This window comes from Mycobacterium nebraskense (assembly GCF_002102255.1).
GTDB classification, from domain to species: Bacteria; Actinomycetota; Actinomycetes; order Mycobacteriales; family Mycobacteriaceae; genus Mycobacterium; species Mycobacterium nebraskense.
Genome location: NZ_LQPH01000081.1, coordinates 1 through 16,894, shown reverse-complemented (window position 1 = coordinate 16,894; position 16,894 = coordinate 1). Strand labels below are relative to the sequence as shown.

General features: G+C 64.7%; 14 protein-coding genes. 3 read left to right on the top strand and 11 right to left on the bottom strand.

The features are described 5' to 3' along the window. Positions 1-9: 9 nt before the first annotated feature. Genes AWC17_RS08675 through AWC17_RS08625 form a run of 11 tightly spaced genes read right to left on the bottom strand, consistent with a single transcriptional unit; the run spans position 10 to position 11,237 of the window. Positions 10-1,188, bottom strand: coding sequence for a thiolase domain-containing protein (locus tag AWC17_RS08675; RefSeq protein WP_046181701.1), 1,179 nt, complete (start codon positions 1,186-1,188; stop codon positions 10-12). Then, positions 1,185-2,570 (bottom strand): OB-fold domain-containing protein, encoded by a 1,386-nt coding sequence (locus tag AWC17_RS08670; RefSeq protein WP_046181700.1) that lies wholly within the window; start codon positions 2,568-2,570, stop codon positions 1,185-1,187. The genes AWC17_RS08675 and AWC17_RS08670 overlap by 4 nt, the downstream gene beginning before the upstream one ends. Next, positions 2,567-3,475 carry a VOC family protein gene (locus tag AWC17_RS08665; protein ID WP_052742678.1) on the bottom strand — a complete coding sequence of 303 codons (909 nt, stop codon included), beginning with the start codon at positions 3,473-3,475 and terminating at the stop codon, positions 2,567-2,569. The genes AWC17_RS08670 and AWC17_RS08665 overlap by 4 nt, the downstream gene beginning before the upstream one ends. An 18-nt stretch (positions 3,476-3,493) precedes the next feature. Further along, entirely contained in the window at positions 3,494-4,738 is a 1,245-nt protein-coding gene (locus AWC17_RS08660; protein WP_052742677.1) for an acetyl-CoA hydrolase/transferase family protein, read from the bottom strand. Between the two features lie 8 nt (positions 4,739-4,746). Further along, a complete protein-coding gene (locus tag AWC17_RS08655; protein ID WP_046181699.1) occupies positions 4,747-5,988 on the bottom strand; it encodes a hypothetical protein in 1,242 nt (413 codons plus the stop codon). Beyond that, the gene (locus AWC17_RS08650) at positions 5,985-6,239 is read right to left on the bottom strand and encodes a hypothetical protein (protein WP_046181698.1); all 255 of its coding nucleotides are present in this window, start codon (positions 6,237-6,239) and stop codon (positions 5,985-5,987) included. Before AWC17_RS08650 ends, AWC17_RS08655 begins: the two co-directional genes overlap by 4 nt. Then, entirely contained in the window at positions 6,232-6,816 is a 585-nt protein-coding gene (locus AWC17_RS08645) for a VOC family protein (protein WP_052742676.1), read from the bottom strand. The genes AWC17_RS08650 and AWC17_RS08645 overlap by 8 nt, the downstream gene beginning before the upstream one ends. Before the next feature lies 1 nt (position 6,817). After that, entirely contained in the window at positions 6,818-8,512 is a 1,695-nt protein-coding gene (locus AWC17_RS08640) for an AMP-binding protein (RefSeq protein ID WP_082122794.1), read from the bottom strand. Continuing rightward, the gene (locus AWC17_RS08635) at positions 8,509-9,315 is read right to left on the bottom strand and encodes an MBL fold metallo-hydrolase (protein ID WP_052742675.1); all 807 of its coding nucleotides are present in this window, start codon (positions 9,313-9,315) and stop codon (positions 8,509-8,511) included. Before AWC17_RS08635 ends, AWC17_RS08640 begins: the two co-directional genes overlap by 4 nt. 4 nt (positions 9,316-9,319) lie before the next feature. Beyond that, entirely contained in the window at positions 9,320-10,498 is a 1,179-nt protein-coding gene (locus AWC17_RS08630) for an LLM class flavin-dependent oxidoreductase (RefSeq protein WP_046181696.1), read from the bottom strand. A gap of 1 nt (position 10,499) precedes the next feature. Beyond that, positions 10,500-11,237: an alpha/beta fold hydrolase gene (locus AWC17_RS08625; protein WP_167385558.1), complete on the bottom strand. Its 738-nt coding sequence runs from the start codon at positions 11,235-11,237 to the stop codon at positions 10,500-10,502. 531 nt (positions 11,238-11,768) lie between these two features. On the opposite strand from AWC17_RS08625, the gene AWC17_RS08620 reads away from it, so the two are divergent. The 3 genes from AWC17_RS08620 to AWC17_RS08610 all read left to right on the top strand — a co-directional run bounded on the left by AWC17_RS08620 (position 11,769) and on the right by AWC17_RS08610 (position 16,454). Beyond that, positions 11,769-13,208 (top strand): aldehyde dehydrogenase family protein, encoded by a 1,440-nt coding sequence (locus tag AWC17_RS08620; protein WP_046181695.1) that lies wholly within the window; start codon positions 11,769-11,771, stop codon positions 13,206-13,208. 28 nt (positions 13,209-13,236) lie between these two features. Next, a complete protein-coding gene (locus tag AWC17_RS08615; protein ID WP_141224556.1) occupies positions 13,237-14,688 on the top strand; it encodes an aldehyde dehydrogenase family protein in 1,452 nt (483 codons plus the stop codon). Positions 14,689-14,804: 116 nt separating this feature from the next. Further along, complete coding sequence (locus AWC17_RS08610) at positions 14,805-16,454, top strand: FAD-dependent oxidoreductase (RefSeq protein ID WP_046181694.1); 1,650 nt, start codon at positions 14,805-14,807, stop codon at positions 16,452-16,454. Positions 16,455-16,894: the final 440 nt, after the last annotated feature.

The window sequence follows — 16,894 nt, the reverse complement described above, 5'->3', positions numbered from 1 at the left end:
TCAGTCAGATCATCCGACGTTGGTGGTGAGAATGTTGACGACCGCTACGCCGGATCCGCGCCCGCCGACGTTGTGCTGCAGGACGTTGCCGTGTCGGATGTCGACTTGGCGCTCGTCGGCTTCGCCGCGCAGCTGCCACCAGCACTCGGTGAGCTGTGCGACACCGGTGGCTCCGATGGGATGTCCCTTGGCGAGCAGCCCGCCGCTGGTGTTGATCGGGATCCGCCCTTCGATGGCGGTTTCGCCCTCGATCGAGGCGATGCCGCCCTTGCCCTTCTCGACGAAGCCGAGGTCCTCGATGTCGAGGATCTCGGTGATCGTGAAGCAGTCGTGCACCTCGGCCATGTCGATGTCGCTCGGGCCGAGCCCGGCCATCCGGTAGGCGCGCTCGGCGGCCAGGGTGGTGGCCTTGAACCCGAGGTAAGAGGACTTCTCGTGCATCCACGGGTGGTCGGAGGCCATCGCGAACCCGGCGACATACACCGGCTTGTCAGTGAATTCGTGGGCGCGCTCGGCCGATACCAGGATCGCCGCCGCCGCACCATCGGTCTGCGGGCAGCAGTCCAGCAGGTGCAGCGGATGGCACACGGGTGGGCCGCTTAACACCTGCTCGGCGGTCACTTCGTTCTGAAAATGCGCATACGGGTCAAGCGCGCCGTTGTGGTGGTTCTTGACCGCGACGCTGGCCAACATCTCGCGAGTGGTGCCGAACTCGTGCATGTGCCGCGTGGCAAACGGTGCGAACAACGCTGGAGCCGACTCACCCCGCTGATAGATCGGATGCCCCGTTGCGGCGCGGGACAGCAGTCCCTCATCGGGAGACTTGTCACGCATCTTCTCCACACCGATGACCAGCACGCAGTCGTAAACACCGCTGGCAACCGCCATGGCGCCGATCCGAAACGCATCACTACCTGTGGGACAGGCGTTTTCGATCCGCGTGCACGCTATGCCGTTCAATCCCAACACAGACGGCAGGGTGTTACCCGAGATGCTCTCGTGGCCCCACAGCGTCGTTCGCTGGGTGGCTACCACCGCAAAATCGATTGCGGCACGCGCCATCCCCTTGTCGACCGCGGCCAGGGCCGCATCCAGCGCGCCCGCTGCCATCCGCTCGAAGCTCTGCTGGTGCAACTCGCCGAATTTGATCAGACCGGCGCCAACCACCGCAACGCGATTCCAGCTCATGACGTGGCCCTCCGCGCTTTGTAGCCGTATACCGGGACGCCACGCTCGACCGCATAGCGCCGCAACACCAATTCGACCCGGTCGCCGATCGCGAGAACCGGCGCATCTTCGGGCAAGCCCTGGAATTGAACCCGGGCTCCGTCGTCGAGGTCGACGATGAGGAGCGGAAGCGGCGCCACGAACGGCGCGGGCATCGAGTGGTTCACGCTGAAGGTGTGGACAGTACCGGCCCGTTCGAGGTCGCACACCTCGAACTTCTCACCGCCGCAACCGATGCAGGCGGGGTGCACGGAGGGAGGCACGTTGAGCGTGCCGCATTCGACACAGCGGCCGCCTTGCAATGCAAGTATTTCCATGCCCCCGCGCACGAAGGCGGCGCTGCCAGGCGGCACCCCCATCGGGACCGACTCACCCGAGGCGACCAACTGCCCTCGCGCACGCAGCACCTCGGGGTAGCCGACGACCGCCCCGGCCTCGAGATCGTCGGCCGAACCGGGGAGGGCGTCGTCAACCTCGACGGCCACACCGGTAGCCCGCCCACCGCCGTACCCGAGCACCGCGGCACGCCCCGGCGCGCGCAGTGCGCCGCGCAGGCCCAACAGCGCTGCGGCAGCACCGGTGTCACCAAGCTCGGCATAGATCGTCGCGGATGCCGAGGCGTCCGCTCCGAGCTTGCGGGCAAGCGCGGAGCCGAGCCTGCCGTCCGGATCGGGCAGTGACCAGGCGTCGGCGTCGCCCATCTTGCCGGCGACTTCGGTGAGCAGCGGGAGAAACACTTCCTCCCGGAACAGGCGGGGGTCGTAGAAATCTCGGGTCGACGCTTCACCATCGCCGCGGTAGCGATCCAGCACCGGCCAGCTGCGCTGGGTCCGTTCGACTAGCGCGGCGGGACCCGCACCAGCGGTGAGCACCAAGGCCACCGCCCCCGCACCGACGCGCGACTCCCACGGCGTACCGGGGCCGGGCACCACCGCATCAGCGGCGACCACAACTGCGGTGCGAACGTGCCCGGCCGCCACGGAATCCCAAGCGGCGACAAGGGCATCCATGCCCGCGTGCGCCGATCCGCTCGTCAGTGCGCCCGCTACGTCGGTGCGCAGCCGCAGCGCCGACCCGAGCATGGCCAGGCTTGGCCCCTCCGCGAACGGAGGCCGGCTGGTGCCCCACCACAACCCGTCGATCTCCTCGGGCGATCGGCCCGCATTGGCCAGTGCGCGCACGACTGCCAACCACGACAACGTCAGCGCATCCTCGTCGGCCGCGCACACCGCGGCCTGACCCTTGCCGCCCCGTGAACCCCACGCGGCGGCGACGTCGCCTGCCCGCAGCCGCAGCGACGGCGCGGCCGCGCCGATGGCGCAGATGAAAGCGCTGCTCGTCATGAATGGGACTCCATCAGGCCGGCGTGGCCCCACTCACCCAGGCCGCTTCCGCCGGTCATGCTGTAGTGCTCGACGGCGAACGTTTCCGGGTCGATAGTGCGGGCACCCCAGCCGAATTCGAACAGCCAGCCCGACGGATTCTTCGCGTAGAACGAGAACATCCGGTCGTTGTTGTGCCGCCCGAGTTGGACTTTCACCTTGCCCTGCGCCTGGCAGATATCGAAGGCCGACCCGACATCGTCGATGCTGGTGTGCTCGAGCATCACGTGATAGGTGCGGCGGCGTGGCTGCGGGTTGCCGAAGAATGCCAGCGAATGGTGCCTCGGGTTGCAGTACATGAACGACGCGATCTTTCCCACACCCGGCACGCTCGGTGAGTCGGACGTGCAAAAGCCCAAGGTCTGGTTGTAGAACGCCTCCGCCGCCTCGACATCCGGTACGTACGTGACGAAATGACCCAGGCCCTGAGCGCCGGTGACATATCCCGAGATAGGCCGAGACGGCCGATATGCGGGCTGGAAGGACACCTCCGGTCCGTACGCCAGCTCCATTCGCACGCCCGAGTGCGGATCGGTGAAATGCACGAAGCCAAGCACTCGCCTGGCTGCCGCTTCCTCCGGCTTGCCGTCGACGACGTTGACCCCGGAGGTCACGAGCTGTGCGGCGACGGCATCCATTTCTGCGGCATCGCGGACCTGCCACCCGACATAGGAGACGTCCTCGGGCTCGTTGTCGGCCGGATGAACGATGAACCTGTGGTGGCGTTCGTCCATACGCAGGTAAAGGTTGTGGCTGTCGCTGTCAGGGCTGACCTCGTGCCCGAGCACGTCCCGCGCATACGTCGACCACGCGTCGAGGTCGTTCGCGGCGATCCCGATGTAGGCGAGCTCATCGACCTTGTGCATACTGCTGCTCCTTGCATTTCATATCGCTACCGGCTGCCGTAGGGCCTCGCCGAGGGCCATTCTGTGTTGCGGGGCAGCGACGTTGATGAGCGCCTCGGCCCGGTGCCGCAGCGTCTTGCCCTCGAGTTGCGCGATGCCGTGTTCGGTGACCACGAAGTCGACCATTCCGCGAGGAATCGTGACCGTCGCGTGCGCGTCGAGGCGTGGCACGATTCGCGAACGACGCCCATCGCGGGTCGTCGACGGAAGCGCGATGATCCGCCGACCTCCGGCCGAGTGGGTAGCGGCCTCGACGAAGTCGATCGATCCACCGATGCCGGCGATCTGGTGAGCAGCAACGACTTCGCTGTTCACCTGCCCCGCCAAATCGACTTCCACCGCGCTGTTCACCGAGACCAGCCGCTGGTGCGTGGCGAGCCACCGCGGCGAGTGCGCCACGCTGGACGGAAAGACACCGACGACCGGGTTCTCGTGAGCGAAGCGCAGCAGCCGTTCTGTCCCAAAGAGATCGGGTGACTGAATCGCGGGCTGCCCTTCGTCGAGGAGGCCGCGCTCGGAGAGGCCGACCATAGCGTCGGTACCCATGCCCACGAACCGCAATCGGTCGACCCCCTCGTCGGCCAGCGCCGTCACGATCGCCTCGGTCACGCCGCCGATGCCCACCTGCAGCACCGGACGGTCCGGCAACAAGGTGAGCACGCGCCGGGCGATTGCCCGGCCGACGGCGTCGGGTTGCGACGAGCGATACGTCGGGGTCGCCGTCGTTGACGGCACCAGGACGTCCAGCGCCGACACGTGCACGCCGGACCGGCCGAAAGTGCGAGGAAGCGCTTCGTCGACTTCGGCGATGCACAGCTTGGCGGCCTTGATGGCGGTGAGGGCATAGCCGGCGGAGGGCCCAAGGCTGCACCAGCCGTGCGAGTCGGGTGGCGTGACGCGGATCAGCGCGGCATCGAGATCCCATGTTTCAATGCACTTTTCGAGCTGAGACGCTCGCACCGGCAGGTAGTCAATCAGACCGCGCTCGACCAACTCTCGGCCCGGCCCGGTGATGTGCCACGTCGCGATTTGAAGGTCGCCGGAGCTTGCGGCCTCGTACGCGCCTCCGTCGTCGAGTAGCAGACCGGTGCGCAGCCTCCACCCTCGACCGGAACTGCGCTCGGCGAGAACGCGGAGCAACGAGGTCGGTCCGCCGCAGTAGGCGCCGGCGATGATGCGCCCGCCTGACGGGATTCGGTCGAGGGCATCGACAACTGAAGTCACTGTGTGACTCAAGCGCTAGGGACGCGCTGGCGCAACCAGCTCACAATGGAATTACCCGACAGGGCCCCTCCCGGCGGTCCGTCCGGTGTCGGCGATCCGCCGAAATGGGTGCCGACGATGCGCTCGTGGGCCTTGTCGGTCGCGCCGATCGCATCGAACATCTCCCGTGCCACCGAGGGGAAAGTCGCTTGGTCACCGGTGTATTCGATGAACAGACTCGGGATGGTGACCTCGGGTGCGCATGCGACGAATCCGGCGTTCGAGGACAGCCCCGACCAGGTGGACAGCCACGCGTCAGCGGTGGTGAGCCGGCCAAAGCCCGTGACCCCGAAGTTGATGAGGTCAGGGCGACGGCCGTGGATCGACCCATAGGGCCTCTCCGACGGGTCGAGGGAAAGGTCCAGCGTTCGCGGGTCGGCGTCGGTGCGGTATACCGTGATGACCTTCGACATGACACCGGCCCGACGGTCAACGGCCCGCTTACTCGTCTTGAACCGCTCCTTCGCTTCCATCCGCTCGTCGATCAGGTAACGGGCGTGCGCATCGATCCGCTCCACCCTCGATCGTTGCGCCTCGCGGTAGCGAGCCAGGAACTCCGGCGGGTACTGCGAGCTGGCGGGTGGCTCGCGAAAACCGTTGGCTTCGTCGAAGATATCCAGCTCGGCCACCGTCGACAGTGGGTCGGATTCATCGGCAACGGCGCCGTCGATGCAGCCCAGCAACAACTCGCCCTGCCCGGGGTGCGCGGCCAGAAAGATCACGGCATCGGGGACGGGCATGATCGCCTTGTCAAGGGGAATCGGCTTGCCCCCGGGCGTCATCCGGATGCGATCGTCGGGCGCTCGACTGGCCTGCTGGACATAGAAGGCATACAGCGCAGCGCCACCCGAGGGGCCGCAGGCGACGATGTGCTCGAAACCGCGGTCGCGCAATTGCGCGAAACCCGCGGCGGCATCCAGGACGGCCTCCTCGTGAATGAGCGTCAGGTCGTTATTGACGGTTCGCGAGCCTTGAGCCCATACCGCGAAGCCCGCCTCCAGCAGGGCCGGGATCAGGTGATGCCGCGCCAGGTCCTGACGAGGATGCATCAACGTGACCGCCGTGGTCGCGCCCTCAACGGTGTAGAGGATGCCCGGCGCCGACGCATCGTCGGCCGTCTTGACAGCGGTGACGGAAGCCGTCACGCCATCGGGCATCGGCGGCGGCTCCATCCGCGGCCGATGTCCCAGTCGCTTGGTCGGTGCGGTCACGATCTGCTATCGGCCACGATGCGCAGGGCGTCCTTGTCGAACTGCACCACCCGGGCATTCTCTAGTGCACCCAGGCAGCTGTACCAGACGGCGTGCCGAGTACCGGTGCTGCGCCGGTCGATCGTAATCCCGTCGCGGAAACGCAATTCGACGTACGGGCCGACGTGTCGGACCTCAACTTCACTGTCGGCGACCGCGCGGTTCCAGATCGGCTCGGTCTCGGGGATGTCTGCGAAAAAGACACTAGACATGGCTGACCCCCAGCTTCTCTGCGATGAGTTCGGCCTTGCGCTCCCATACCTTGGCCAGCGTCGGCTCCGGACCCTGCGTGACATCGACGAGCGCCTGGATGGACAGCTCGGTGTCGACGGTGTCGGCCTCCTGCAGGGCCCGCAGTGGACGGGAGATCTCGATGCCGTAACCGTTGGGGTCCCACACGTAGATCGACTCGATGAGCTCGTGCATGATGCGGAACCGCAATTGGTAGCCGCCGTCTTCGATGCGCTTCTGGTAGTAGTCGAGTTCTTCAAGGGTGTCGACGGCCAGCGCGAGATGGCGTGCCCGGTTGATGCGGTCAGGAATGTTCGGGTCGCGATACTCCGGAGTGTTGAAGTAGTAGAAGAACGCGATGGTTCCGTTAGCGCCGATGTCGAAGAAGAAATGCGCAAAGTCAGGATGCGGGTCGTTACCCCAACCCGGCGCCAGAATGCAGTGCTTGAGTGGAAAACCGAGTACGTCGCGGTAGAAGTGAACGGTCTCTGCCAGCTTCCACGTCGGGTAGGCGACGTGATCGACACCTCGCATCCCGCCCGCAAGCTTTGTCACCATGTCAGTTCCTCACTTTCTCTGGCGCACCGCCGGATTCGACCCAGCTGCGCAGAACATCCTTGCGGACCTTGCCCACTCCCGTTTTGGGCAACTCATCGATCAGCACCACCCGTTCGGGCCACTTGAACTTGGCCACGTGGCGCTTGTCCAGGTGCTCGACAAGCCGCATCCGCAATGCCTCGGGATCAGCGACCGCGACCTCGGGCACTACAACGACGCAAATCCGCTCACCCAGAGCCGGATCCGGCATGCCGATCGCGGCCACCTCCCGCACCTCAGGGTGATCGTGCAGCAGCAACTCCAGTTCGGGGGCCATCACTTTCTCACCGCCCCGGCTGATCTGATCCTTGAGTCGCCCGTCCACCACGTAGCAGCGCCGGCCGGCGATCATCTCCACATGGCCCAGGTCGCCGCTGCGATAGAAGCCGTCTGAAGTGAACGCCTTCGCCGAATGCTCCTCGGACAAATACGATCGAATCACGCTGGGACCGCGGAAGGTCAGCTCACCTACCTCGCCCTCGCCGACGGGCTCCTCGCTGTCCGGATCCCGGATGACGACTTCGTCGTGCGCACCGATCGTCGAACCCGCGCTGTAGCGCCGTATTTCGGCCGGATCATCCGGCCGCGCAGACAAATGCACGCCCTCGCCCGCCCCGAAGCTGCCGATCGCGGTCGCGCCGAGCATCTTCTCGGCCTGCGCGGACAGCTCCGGGCGGACAAAGACCCACATGAAATGTTTGATCGAGCTGAAGTCGCAATCGACTTGCGCGCTGTAGTCCATCAAAGGCCGAAACGCCGCCATGTTGAAGTGCATCCACGTCACCCGGTAGCGCTCGATCAGGCCGACCAGCAATTCGGCGTCGACCGAACGACCCAGAACAACCGTGCCGCCGACGAAATGCGTTGGCACCAAAACGGTTCCCAGCCCGGCATGATGCATCACCGGCAAGAAGTGCAGGGTTACGGTCTGCTCGTCCCACCCGAAGTTCTGCGACCATCGCGAAGCGATCGACAAGTACGCGGCGTGCGTGTGCGGGATCACCTTCGGCACGCCAGTCGTGCCGCCCGAAAGCTGAAAAATCGCCACGTCCTCCGGTGACAGCTCCCGCTGAATCTCGTCGACCACCGCCCGTGCGCGGGCGGGGTTCTTGTCTGCGATGAGCTCGTCGAGCGACGTTGCCCCGCCGGAACACCGGCCACGGACCCCGATCCGCACCGCGATACCCGGGCACTGATCGACCAGCTCGGAGCTCAAGCCGGCAAGATCGTACGTGCGGTAATCGGCCTGGAAAATGTGGGCCCGCGCGCCGGTCGCCGCCGCAATGTGGGTGACCTCGTGAAGTCGATGATTCGGAATGCTGCACACCGGCACGAGCCCCGCCTTCAACACACCGTAGAAAGCGATCACCGTTTCCAGTTCATTGCCCATCTGGAAGATGACGGGGTCACCTGGGCGTAGGCCGGCCTCGGTCAGGCCGAGCGCCAAAGCGTCCGAACGCCGGTCGAGCTCACCGTAGGTCAGCGCACCCTCGACGGTGACGACCGCCAGGGCGGCCGGACGGCGTGCAACGTGACCACGGAACACCTCGACGATCGTTTGGTCACCCCACTCCCCAGCGGCGCGATAGCGTTCGACCTCGGCGCCATACGCACTGACCACACGCTCGGAGTCCGCTCGTAACTTCGGCCCCGTCATGCGAAAACCCACCTTCGCCGCCGCTCGCCCACCAGTAGCCGCCCAAACCGTAGATCGCTGAAATGTGCGGCCCCGATGGGGATATCACTGCCCTCGTACTCCTTGGCGAGCTGTGTCGCAGTCCGTCGTGCGAGCGCCGGGTCGACGTCGCCGATGGTCTCCCACTCGTCCTCGGCCAGTTCGGCCGGGCAGTGCACGACATCGCCGAGCAGCACGCAACGCTTATCGCCGTCGGAGAGGACCACGATCGACGACCCCGGTGTATGCCCTGGGGCGCCAACCACGTCCAGGCCCGGCGCCAATGTCGTTGAGGAGCTCCAGCACTCCATGACCGGCGCCATCACCGCCATCTTCTCCGGGGCCCCCATCGCGCCACCGTTCGTGAAATAGTCCCAATCGGCTTGGTGGCAACGGTAAGTCGCGTTCGGAAAGATGACTTGTTCGCCGACCGCTCCCCAACCCACGTGATCGATGTGCAAGTGGGTGAAGATCACGTCGGTGACATCCTCGGCGGCGATACCCGACGCTTGCAGGTTGTGCAGCATCTTGCCCCCGGGCATGGTCGCGTTCTTGCCCGGCCGGTCGTCTGGACCGACACCCGCATCGACGAGGATGACGCGGTCGGCCGAGCGCACGACGTAGCCGCCGAGCGTCAGCCGGAGCAGGCCGTCATCATCGAGCAGCGCATTATGGCGCGACCAATCGACCGGCGAAGTCTTCTCGTAGGCCTGTGTTGGTACGACGCGAACCACGCTGTCGACAACCGGGGTGACGGAGATTGCTCCGATGTCGACGCTGGTCACCCTTTCACGCTTTAATCGCGCCGACAGTTTCATCTCGCTTGCTCTGGTGGTCACGCACCTTCGGGATGATCTCAGTGGCGATGCGGCGAATATTGTTGCGGGTCAGCTGATCACTGAGACCACCCATGTGGACGTACATCACGAGGTGCTCGAACCCGAGTAGGTCATGGGCCTCCTCGAGCATGCCGATCACCGTCTCCGGGCTACCGACGATGGCCGTGTAGTTCGACTTCAACGTGTTGAAGTCCGTCTTCTTGTCCAGATCACCCCGCAGCGACAGCACCCGTTCGAGCGTCTTCTCCTCCATGTAGTTCGGCGGGAAGAGGCGGTGCATCGGATTGGGGAACAGGTTGTTGAAGTACATATCTGCCTGAGGCCAGAATTCGTCTTCGGCCTGCGCGTCGCTCTCGGCGACATAAACAGCCGGCGCCCAGCCCAGGCGGGTGGATGCACCCGGAATTCCGAATCCCTCTGCGGCTTCGCGGTACTCGTCGAAGATCTTTTTGACGCTTTCAATCGGCGAGAACACCTGAACGTAGGTATAACCTCGCTCGGCGGCCCAGACCACCGTCTCGCCGCTGCCCGTCGACGGCGACCAGATCTCCGGGTGCGGCCGCTGAAAAGGCCGCGGCCAGGTGTTCACATAGCGATAGTTGAAGAACTCACCTTCGAACGAGAACGGTCCAGCCTGCGACCATGCCTTGACGATGACGTCATGTGCCTCCCGGAACCGGTCCCGCGACTCGGCTGGGTTGATGCCGAAGCTGTGGTACTCCGCCCCGATACCCCGCACGAACCCGCTGATCATCCGCCCACCACTGATCACGTCGAGCATGGCCAGCTCCTCGGCCACGCGCAGCGGGTTCTGCCGCAACGGCAGCGCGTTGCCCAAAATCCCTATCTTGGTGGGCATTCCCATCGTCCGCTGCACCAGCATCGCGGCGATGATGTTGGGGGAGGGCATCAACCCGTATGACGTCTGATGGTGCTCGTTGACGCACACGCCGTCGAAGCCCAACTCGGCCGCATAGGCCAGCTGGTCGAGATAGGTCGTATACAGCTGGTGACCCACCACCGGGTCGTAATTGCTGTTCGGATAGGTCACCCAGTCCGACTGGTACTTGTCCTTGAAGCCCTCCTCCAGATGCGGGTAGGGCATGAAATGGAATGCGTAGAACTTCACGTCAGCGCTCCTCGCTGCTCAAGAATCGACCTATCGTGGCGGCGATATCCAACGGGACGTCGCTGAACGGGTCGTGGCCCGCGCCGGGCAAAATCTCTACACGCGCACCCGGAATGGCATCGGCAATCAATTGGGCGTGAGTGGCCGGAACCACCCGATCCTTCTCCCCCCACACCACCAGGGTCGGGGACGAGATTGCGGCGGCGCGAGTAGCCAGCGACAGATCGCATAGGTACGGGTTCCACCCGTACCTCGCCAGCGAGGCCACATTGCGCCGGTCTTCGACCGCCTCCCAATCGGTTGGTGCCGCCGACCGATCGGCATAAACCAGGTCGAGCACCGTCTCGCGTGGCCGGTCGAAGATGTCCGGGCGCGCTTCGCCTTTGATGCGGAAGCCGAGGGTGTCGACGAGCACGAGTTTTGGTGGGGGCGCCAGCAGCGCCAGCTCAAGTGCCAGCCAGCCCCCGAACGAGTGGCCGATCACCGACGCTCCGAGCAGACCGGCGTCGGCCAACGCGACTTTCAGGACCGCCGCCAGGTCGAGCACCCGACGCGCTTCGCGCGGGACGGCGAAGTCGCCGAAGCCAGGGAGTTGGAGCAGGTGCACACGAAACGACGATGTGAGTCGATCCAACGCCGGTGTCCAGTACGGGCCAACGAAACTCGGCAGCACGACAACGTCCGGCCCCACCCCCTCGGCACGCAATTCGAGCACTCCGGGTGCGGCTGCAGTCGTCACGGGGCTTCCTCTCGATCTCTCGACATTGATGACGACATTACAACGCCAGTGTCGACAAAACAAGCTATGCTTACGCGACGACCGGAGCATTGCCCCATGCCGTCGCCCAGCCGGTGGCGCCTGGAAATCGCTGCCCCGATTGACATGTCAGATGCGGACCACGTCGGTGGCCCGGGAGGTGCAGGACACGTGAAAGTCGAGAAGTGCAGGATTTGCGCTCGGGTCAAGCCCCTGACGCAAACGCCGTTCTGGGGGTGGCTCTGCTCCGACTGCAAGGACGCCACCGAGGGCAAAAAACGACCATGAGCAAGGAACACGTCGACATCGACCCGGTCCGAAACGCTCATCAATGAAGTCCACTCAATCAACCCGCTCGAGCCCCTGCGGTGCGACGTTACACTAAATAGTTGACTCGGTCGTCTATCTCCGGTTAGTTGATTGGAATCCGACGCATACGGCGGTAGCTGAGCCAAGCGGCACGCGCCCAAGCCCAGTACCGAGCGTTGTACTCGAGAAAGGAAGTCGCCGCAGATGAGCTTCGAAGGGCACATGACGATCGGCGGCAAGCCGGTCACCGCCGACGACTGGGTCACCGTTCCCAACCCCGCTCACCTGAGTTCGGTAGTCGGCCGGTTTCCCAGCGGAAGCGCCGCCCACGCAGGCATGGCCGTCGAGGCCGCCGCGGCCGCGTTTCCGGACTGGCGTGCGACACCAGTGGAAGAGCGAGGGGCGCTGCTCACGAGGGCCAGCGCCGTGCTGGCCGAACCGCCCGGCGACTGGGTGAGTCTCTTGACAGCCGAAAACGGCAAGTTACTAAGTGAATCGGCGATCGACTTCGCGGTGGCCGGACAGAACATCGCCACCTACGCGTCCCATCCGGAATGGCTAGAGAGCCGCATCATCGACGACGCCCGCGGCCGGCTCGTCGTCCGCAGGCAGCCACTGGGCGTCTGCGTCGGGATCGTCCCGTGGAACTTTCCGCTTATCATCGCGAGCCTCAAGATCGGCCCCGCCTTACTCGCGGGCAATACCTTGATCATCAAGGCCCCGGAATTTGGCCCGTTGGCCACGCTGCAGGCTCTCGGCGAGATGGCCTCGCTACTTCCCCCGGGCGTCCTGAATATCGTGTCCGGGTCTGGTCCGGAGATCGGCCGGGCACTCGTTACCCATCCCGGGGTGCGCAAGGTCTCATTCACCGGCAGCACGGAAACGGGCCGGCAGGTCATGGCGGATGCCGCCGGGCACCTGGCTCGGCTATCGCTCGAGCTCGGCGGGAACGACGCGGCGATCCTGCTCGACGACGTCGACCTCTCCGAACAGGCGATCGAGCGACTGGTCACCGGTGCCTTCATGCATACCGGACAGATCTGCATCGATATCAAGCGGCTCTACGTGCACGACAGCCGTTATGCCGAGCTGGTAGAGAAGCTGAGCGCTGCCGTCGACCAGATCGTGGTCGGCGACGGCACCCGGCCCGACGTGACCATGGGACCCATCAACAACTCACGCCAATACGAGAAGGTCACCAAGCTGCTCGCGGAGACGAAAGCCGCCGCCGATTGGGTGCAGCTCGGCCGCTATGCCGAGGGCACCGACGTGGCCGACGGGTACTTCATGCTGCCGCACCTGGTGCTTGATCCCGCGGACGACATGGATGTCGTTGCGAATGAACAGATGTCGCCCATCCTGCCTATCATGAAGTTCTCCTCCGATGATGAAGCCGTCACACGTGCCAACGGCACCGAGTACGGGTTGGCGTCGTCGGTGTGGTCCGCAGACCAGGAGCGCGCCTTCGCATTGGCCGACCGGCTGGAAGCCGGCATGACGTTCATCAACGCGCACAGCATATTCGCGTTGCACCCGGACGGACCGTGCGGCGGGGCCAAGCAGAGCGGCCACGGCTACGAGATCACCGAGGAAGCGCTCGACAGCTACACGCAACTCCAGTCGATCACCAACACCCACATCTGAACGGGTGCATCCGAAGAAAGGCGGCCACGTGCCCATCGAACCGACGATGACTATCGCTGGCAAACCGGCCACCAGTGACGACTGGATCGAGGTTCGTAACCCCGCGGATCTCAGCGTGGTCGTCGGCCGTTATCCCAACGGTTCGGCGGCTCACGCCGGCAGTGCGGTTGAGGCTGCCGCTGAGGCACTTTCGGCCTGGCGGGACACCCCGGCGGCGCAACGGGGTGCGCTGCTCATGAAGGCCGCCGGCGCCGTCAACGAGCGCAGCACGGATTTGATACCGATGTTGACCGCCGAGAACGGCAAGACGCTCATGGAGTCTTTCATCGACTTCCAAATGGGGGCAATGACGCTCGGCTATTACGCGCCGCACGCCGAGTGGCTCGAAGACAAGGTCCTCGACAACGAAACCCGGCGCCTGCGGGTGCAGAAACAGCCCATCGGTGTGTGCGCGGCGATCGTCCCGTGGAATTTTCCCGTCGGGCTGGCATGCGCGAAGATCGGTCCGGCACTGATGGCCGGCAACACCATGGTCGTCAAAGTCCCCGAGTTCGCCCCGCTGGCCACCCTGGAATGCCTCGCGGCCGTAGCCGCGGTCTTCCCTCCCGGTGTGCTGAACATCGTGTCCGGATTCGGTCCGGAGGTGGGCTCGGCACTCGTCACAGACCGACGTGTGCGCAAGGTGGCGTTTGTCGGCAGTACCGAGACCGGTAAGGCGGTAATGGCCGATGCCGCATCGCATCTGGCGAGTGTCACGCTGGAACTGGGCGGCAACGACGCCGCGCTCATCCTCGATGACGCCGAACTCGACGAGCAGGCCATCGGCCGCATCGTCAACGGCGCCTTCGCCGACGCCGGCCAGATCTGCTTCGCCATCAAGCGGCTCTATGTTCATGAGACGCGCTACGACGAGCTGGTCACCAAATTACGGGCCGCCGTCGACCGGATCATCGTGGGCGATGGATCCCGGCCCGGGGTGACGATGGGCCCGCTGAACAACGAGCGCCAGTTCAAGAAGGTCACGGCGCTGCTCGCGGAAACAAAAGCCGCCCGCCTCGATGTCGTCCAACTCGGCTCCTACGCCGAGGGCACCGACGCCACCGGCGGCTACTTCATGCTGCCGCACCTGGTGCTGAATCCGGTTGACCACGCGGCGGTGGTGGCTTGCGAGCAGATGGGTCCCATCCTGCCGGTCATGAAGTTCGCGGACATCGACGAAGTCGTGCGCCGTGCCAACGACAGCCCCTATGGCCTGGCGAGCTCAGTGTGGTCACGAGACATCGACAAGGCCTTTGCCATCGGCTCTCGGCTTGAGGCCGGCACCACATGGGTCAACAGCCACAATTTGGCAAGTTCCGACGTCGACGGACCGTTCGGCGGATACAAGGAAAGCGGCATCGGCCAAGACTTCGGCCGCGAAACTGGGCTGTGGCAATACACGCAGTACAAGACGATCAGCGACAGCTACCACGGGGTCTGATCCGTTGCCGGACGGTTCACCGAGCGGAGCTCTGGTGGCTCCCAAGACGTCAGGCGACCTTGGATGACTCTGCGATGAAATGCGCAGGGCGAAACCCTATTAGGGAGTGATGACAAGTGGGCGATCGGCTTGCTTCCCCATCGAATGACTGGGACGACGCCTACGACGTCGTCATCGTCGGCAGCGGTGCCGCCGGGCTGACGGCAGGTATCATCGCCGCGCGGCGGGGCCTTAAGCCCCTCATCGTCGAGAAGGCGTCAGTGTGGGGAGGCACTTCGGCCTTATCCCTCGGCGGCGTCTGGGTCCCGGCGAACCCGCTGATGCTCAAGGCCGGTTGCCAAGATTCCGCGGAGAACGCGATCCAATTCCTGCGCAACGTAGTTCCCGCTGACGGTCTTGCGACCGCATCGGACCGGCAGGTTGCTTTCGTCCAGAACGCACCCCGGATGGTCGATGAGCTGATCGGAGCGGGCATGCGATGGGATGCCGAAACCGGGCACCCCGACTACCTGTCGGAAGATCCGCACGCCGCGGTCGGACGGTGTCTGGACGAGCGCGTCTTCAACGGGAAGAAGCTTGGTCCATGGCTCAAGACATTGCGACCCAGCGCTTTTCCCTACGCCGTTCAGCTCGCGGACCTGCCACTGATGGGGAAGGGGAACTTGCGCAGGCTGGGCTATGTTGCGCTCCGACACTACGGTCGCAAGCTTCTCGGTCAGGCCCCACTGGGGGCAGGCAACAGCCTTGTCGCCCAGTTGATGGTCATCCTGCAGCGGTATCAGGTTCCGGTATGGCTCGAGACGAGTCTGGCGGATGTCGTGGTCGACGAGGGCAAGGCGCTGGGTGTGCTGATCCGCTCCAATGGACGACTGCGCCGCGTGGCCGCAACGGCCGGGGTCATCCTGTGCGCGGGCGGCTTCGCCCACGACGATGACCTGCGCCGTCAGCAGCATCACATCACCGGGTCCCTGTCGAGCGCCTGCCCTGAAGACACCGGCGACGTCATCAAGATGGCCGAGCGTATTGGCGCGATGATGGAGCTGTCCGACGACGCATGGTGGGCCACCACGTACGTGATGCCGGACGGGTCCCCGTCGCCGTCGCATTTCGAACGCTCAGTGCCGTTCGGTATCTGCGTCGGTTCGGACGGCAAGCGCTTCGTCAACGAGTCATGGGACTACTACCATTTCGCGCGCGCCATGGTGCGGCGCGGCGGCGAGCCGGTATGGCTCATCTTCGAATCACGGCACCGCAGAAGATATCCATTCCTGGGCAGCCCGCCGGGCGTCACACCTCGTTGGATGACCAAGAGCGGGTTCCTCAAGACCGCCTCAAGCCTTGGGGAGTTGGCGCGCAAATGCGGTATCGACGAAACCGGTCTGTTAGCCACGGTGCGACGCTTCAACGCCTTTGCCATAACCGGAGTCGACGAGGACTTCCATCGCGGCGAATCGAAGTACGACCGTCACTGGGGTGATCCCGCGCAGCGGCCCAACCCAAACCTGGGGGCGATTGAGCGCGCGCCCTTCTATGCCGCGCAGGTGCACGCGGGCGACCTCGGCACCAAGGGCGGGTTTGTCACCAACGCCAATGGACAAGTTCTCAGCCACGATGGCCAGCCGATGGAGGGGCTTTACGCCTCAGGCAACGTGACGGCCTCCATCATGGGCAAGTCTTATCCCGGCCCCGGTGTCACGCTTGGACCCGCAATGACTTTCGCCTTCATCGCCGCCGAACATGCGGCCAAGTCGCGATCACGCGTGTGAACGCCAACTGGCCTACCGTGTCCTAAGAGGGCAGCATCACGTCCTTCCATGACTTGGGCTTCATGCCGGTCACCAAGTCGGACAGTTGATACCAGCGCCCATCGGGAGCGAGGTAGTGGCCCGTCTGCGGTTCGCAGCGAGCGACAGCAACCGGTGCACGATGAGATCCGTTGCCTGTGAAGGCACTTGGCGCCGCCTGCGGACAATCATCACCTGCCCAATTCCCAGGCGCAGGAACTTCAGCAGGAGCGGGTTCATCCAAATCTTGGTCGGTGAGCACTTCGCTTCCAACGCTGGTCGCATGCTCATGACCCATTTCTCCCTATGGAGCTGTCGTGCTACCAAACCACGATCGAACTCTGCCCCGACTTAGGACATTTTCGGGAGTCGGTGATGGCCCAGTGCGTTGACCTTTGGCTTCGTGTGTTGCCGGCCGGAAA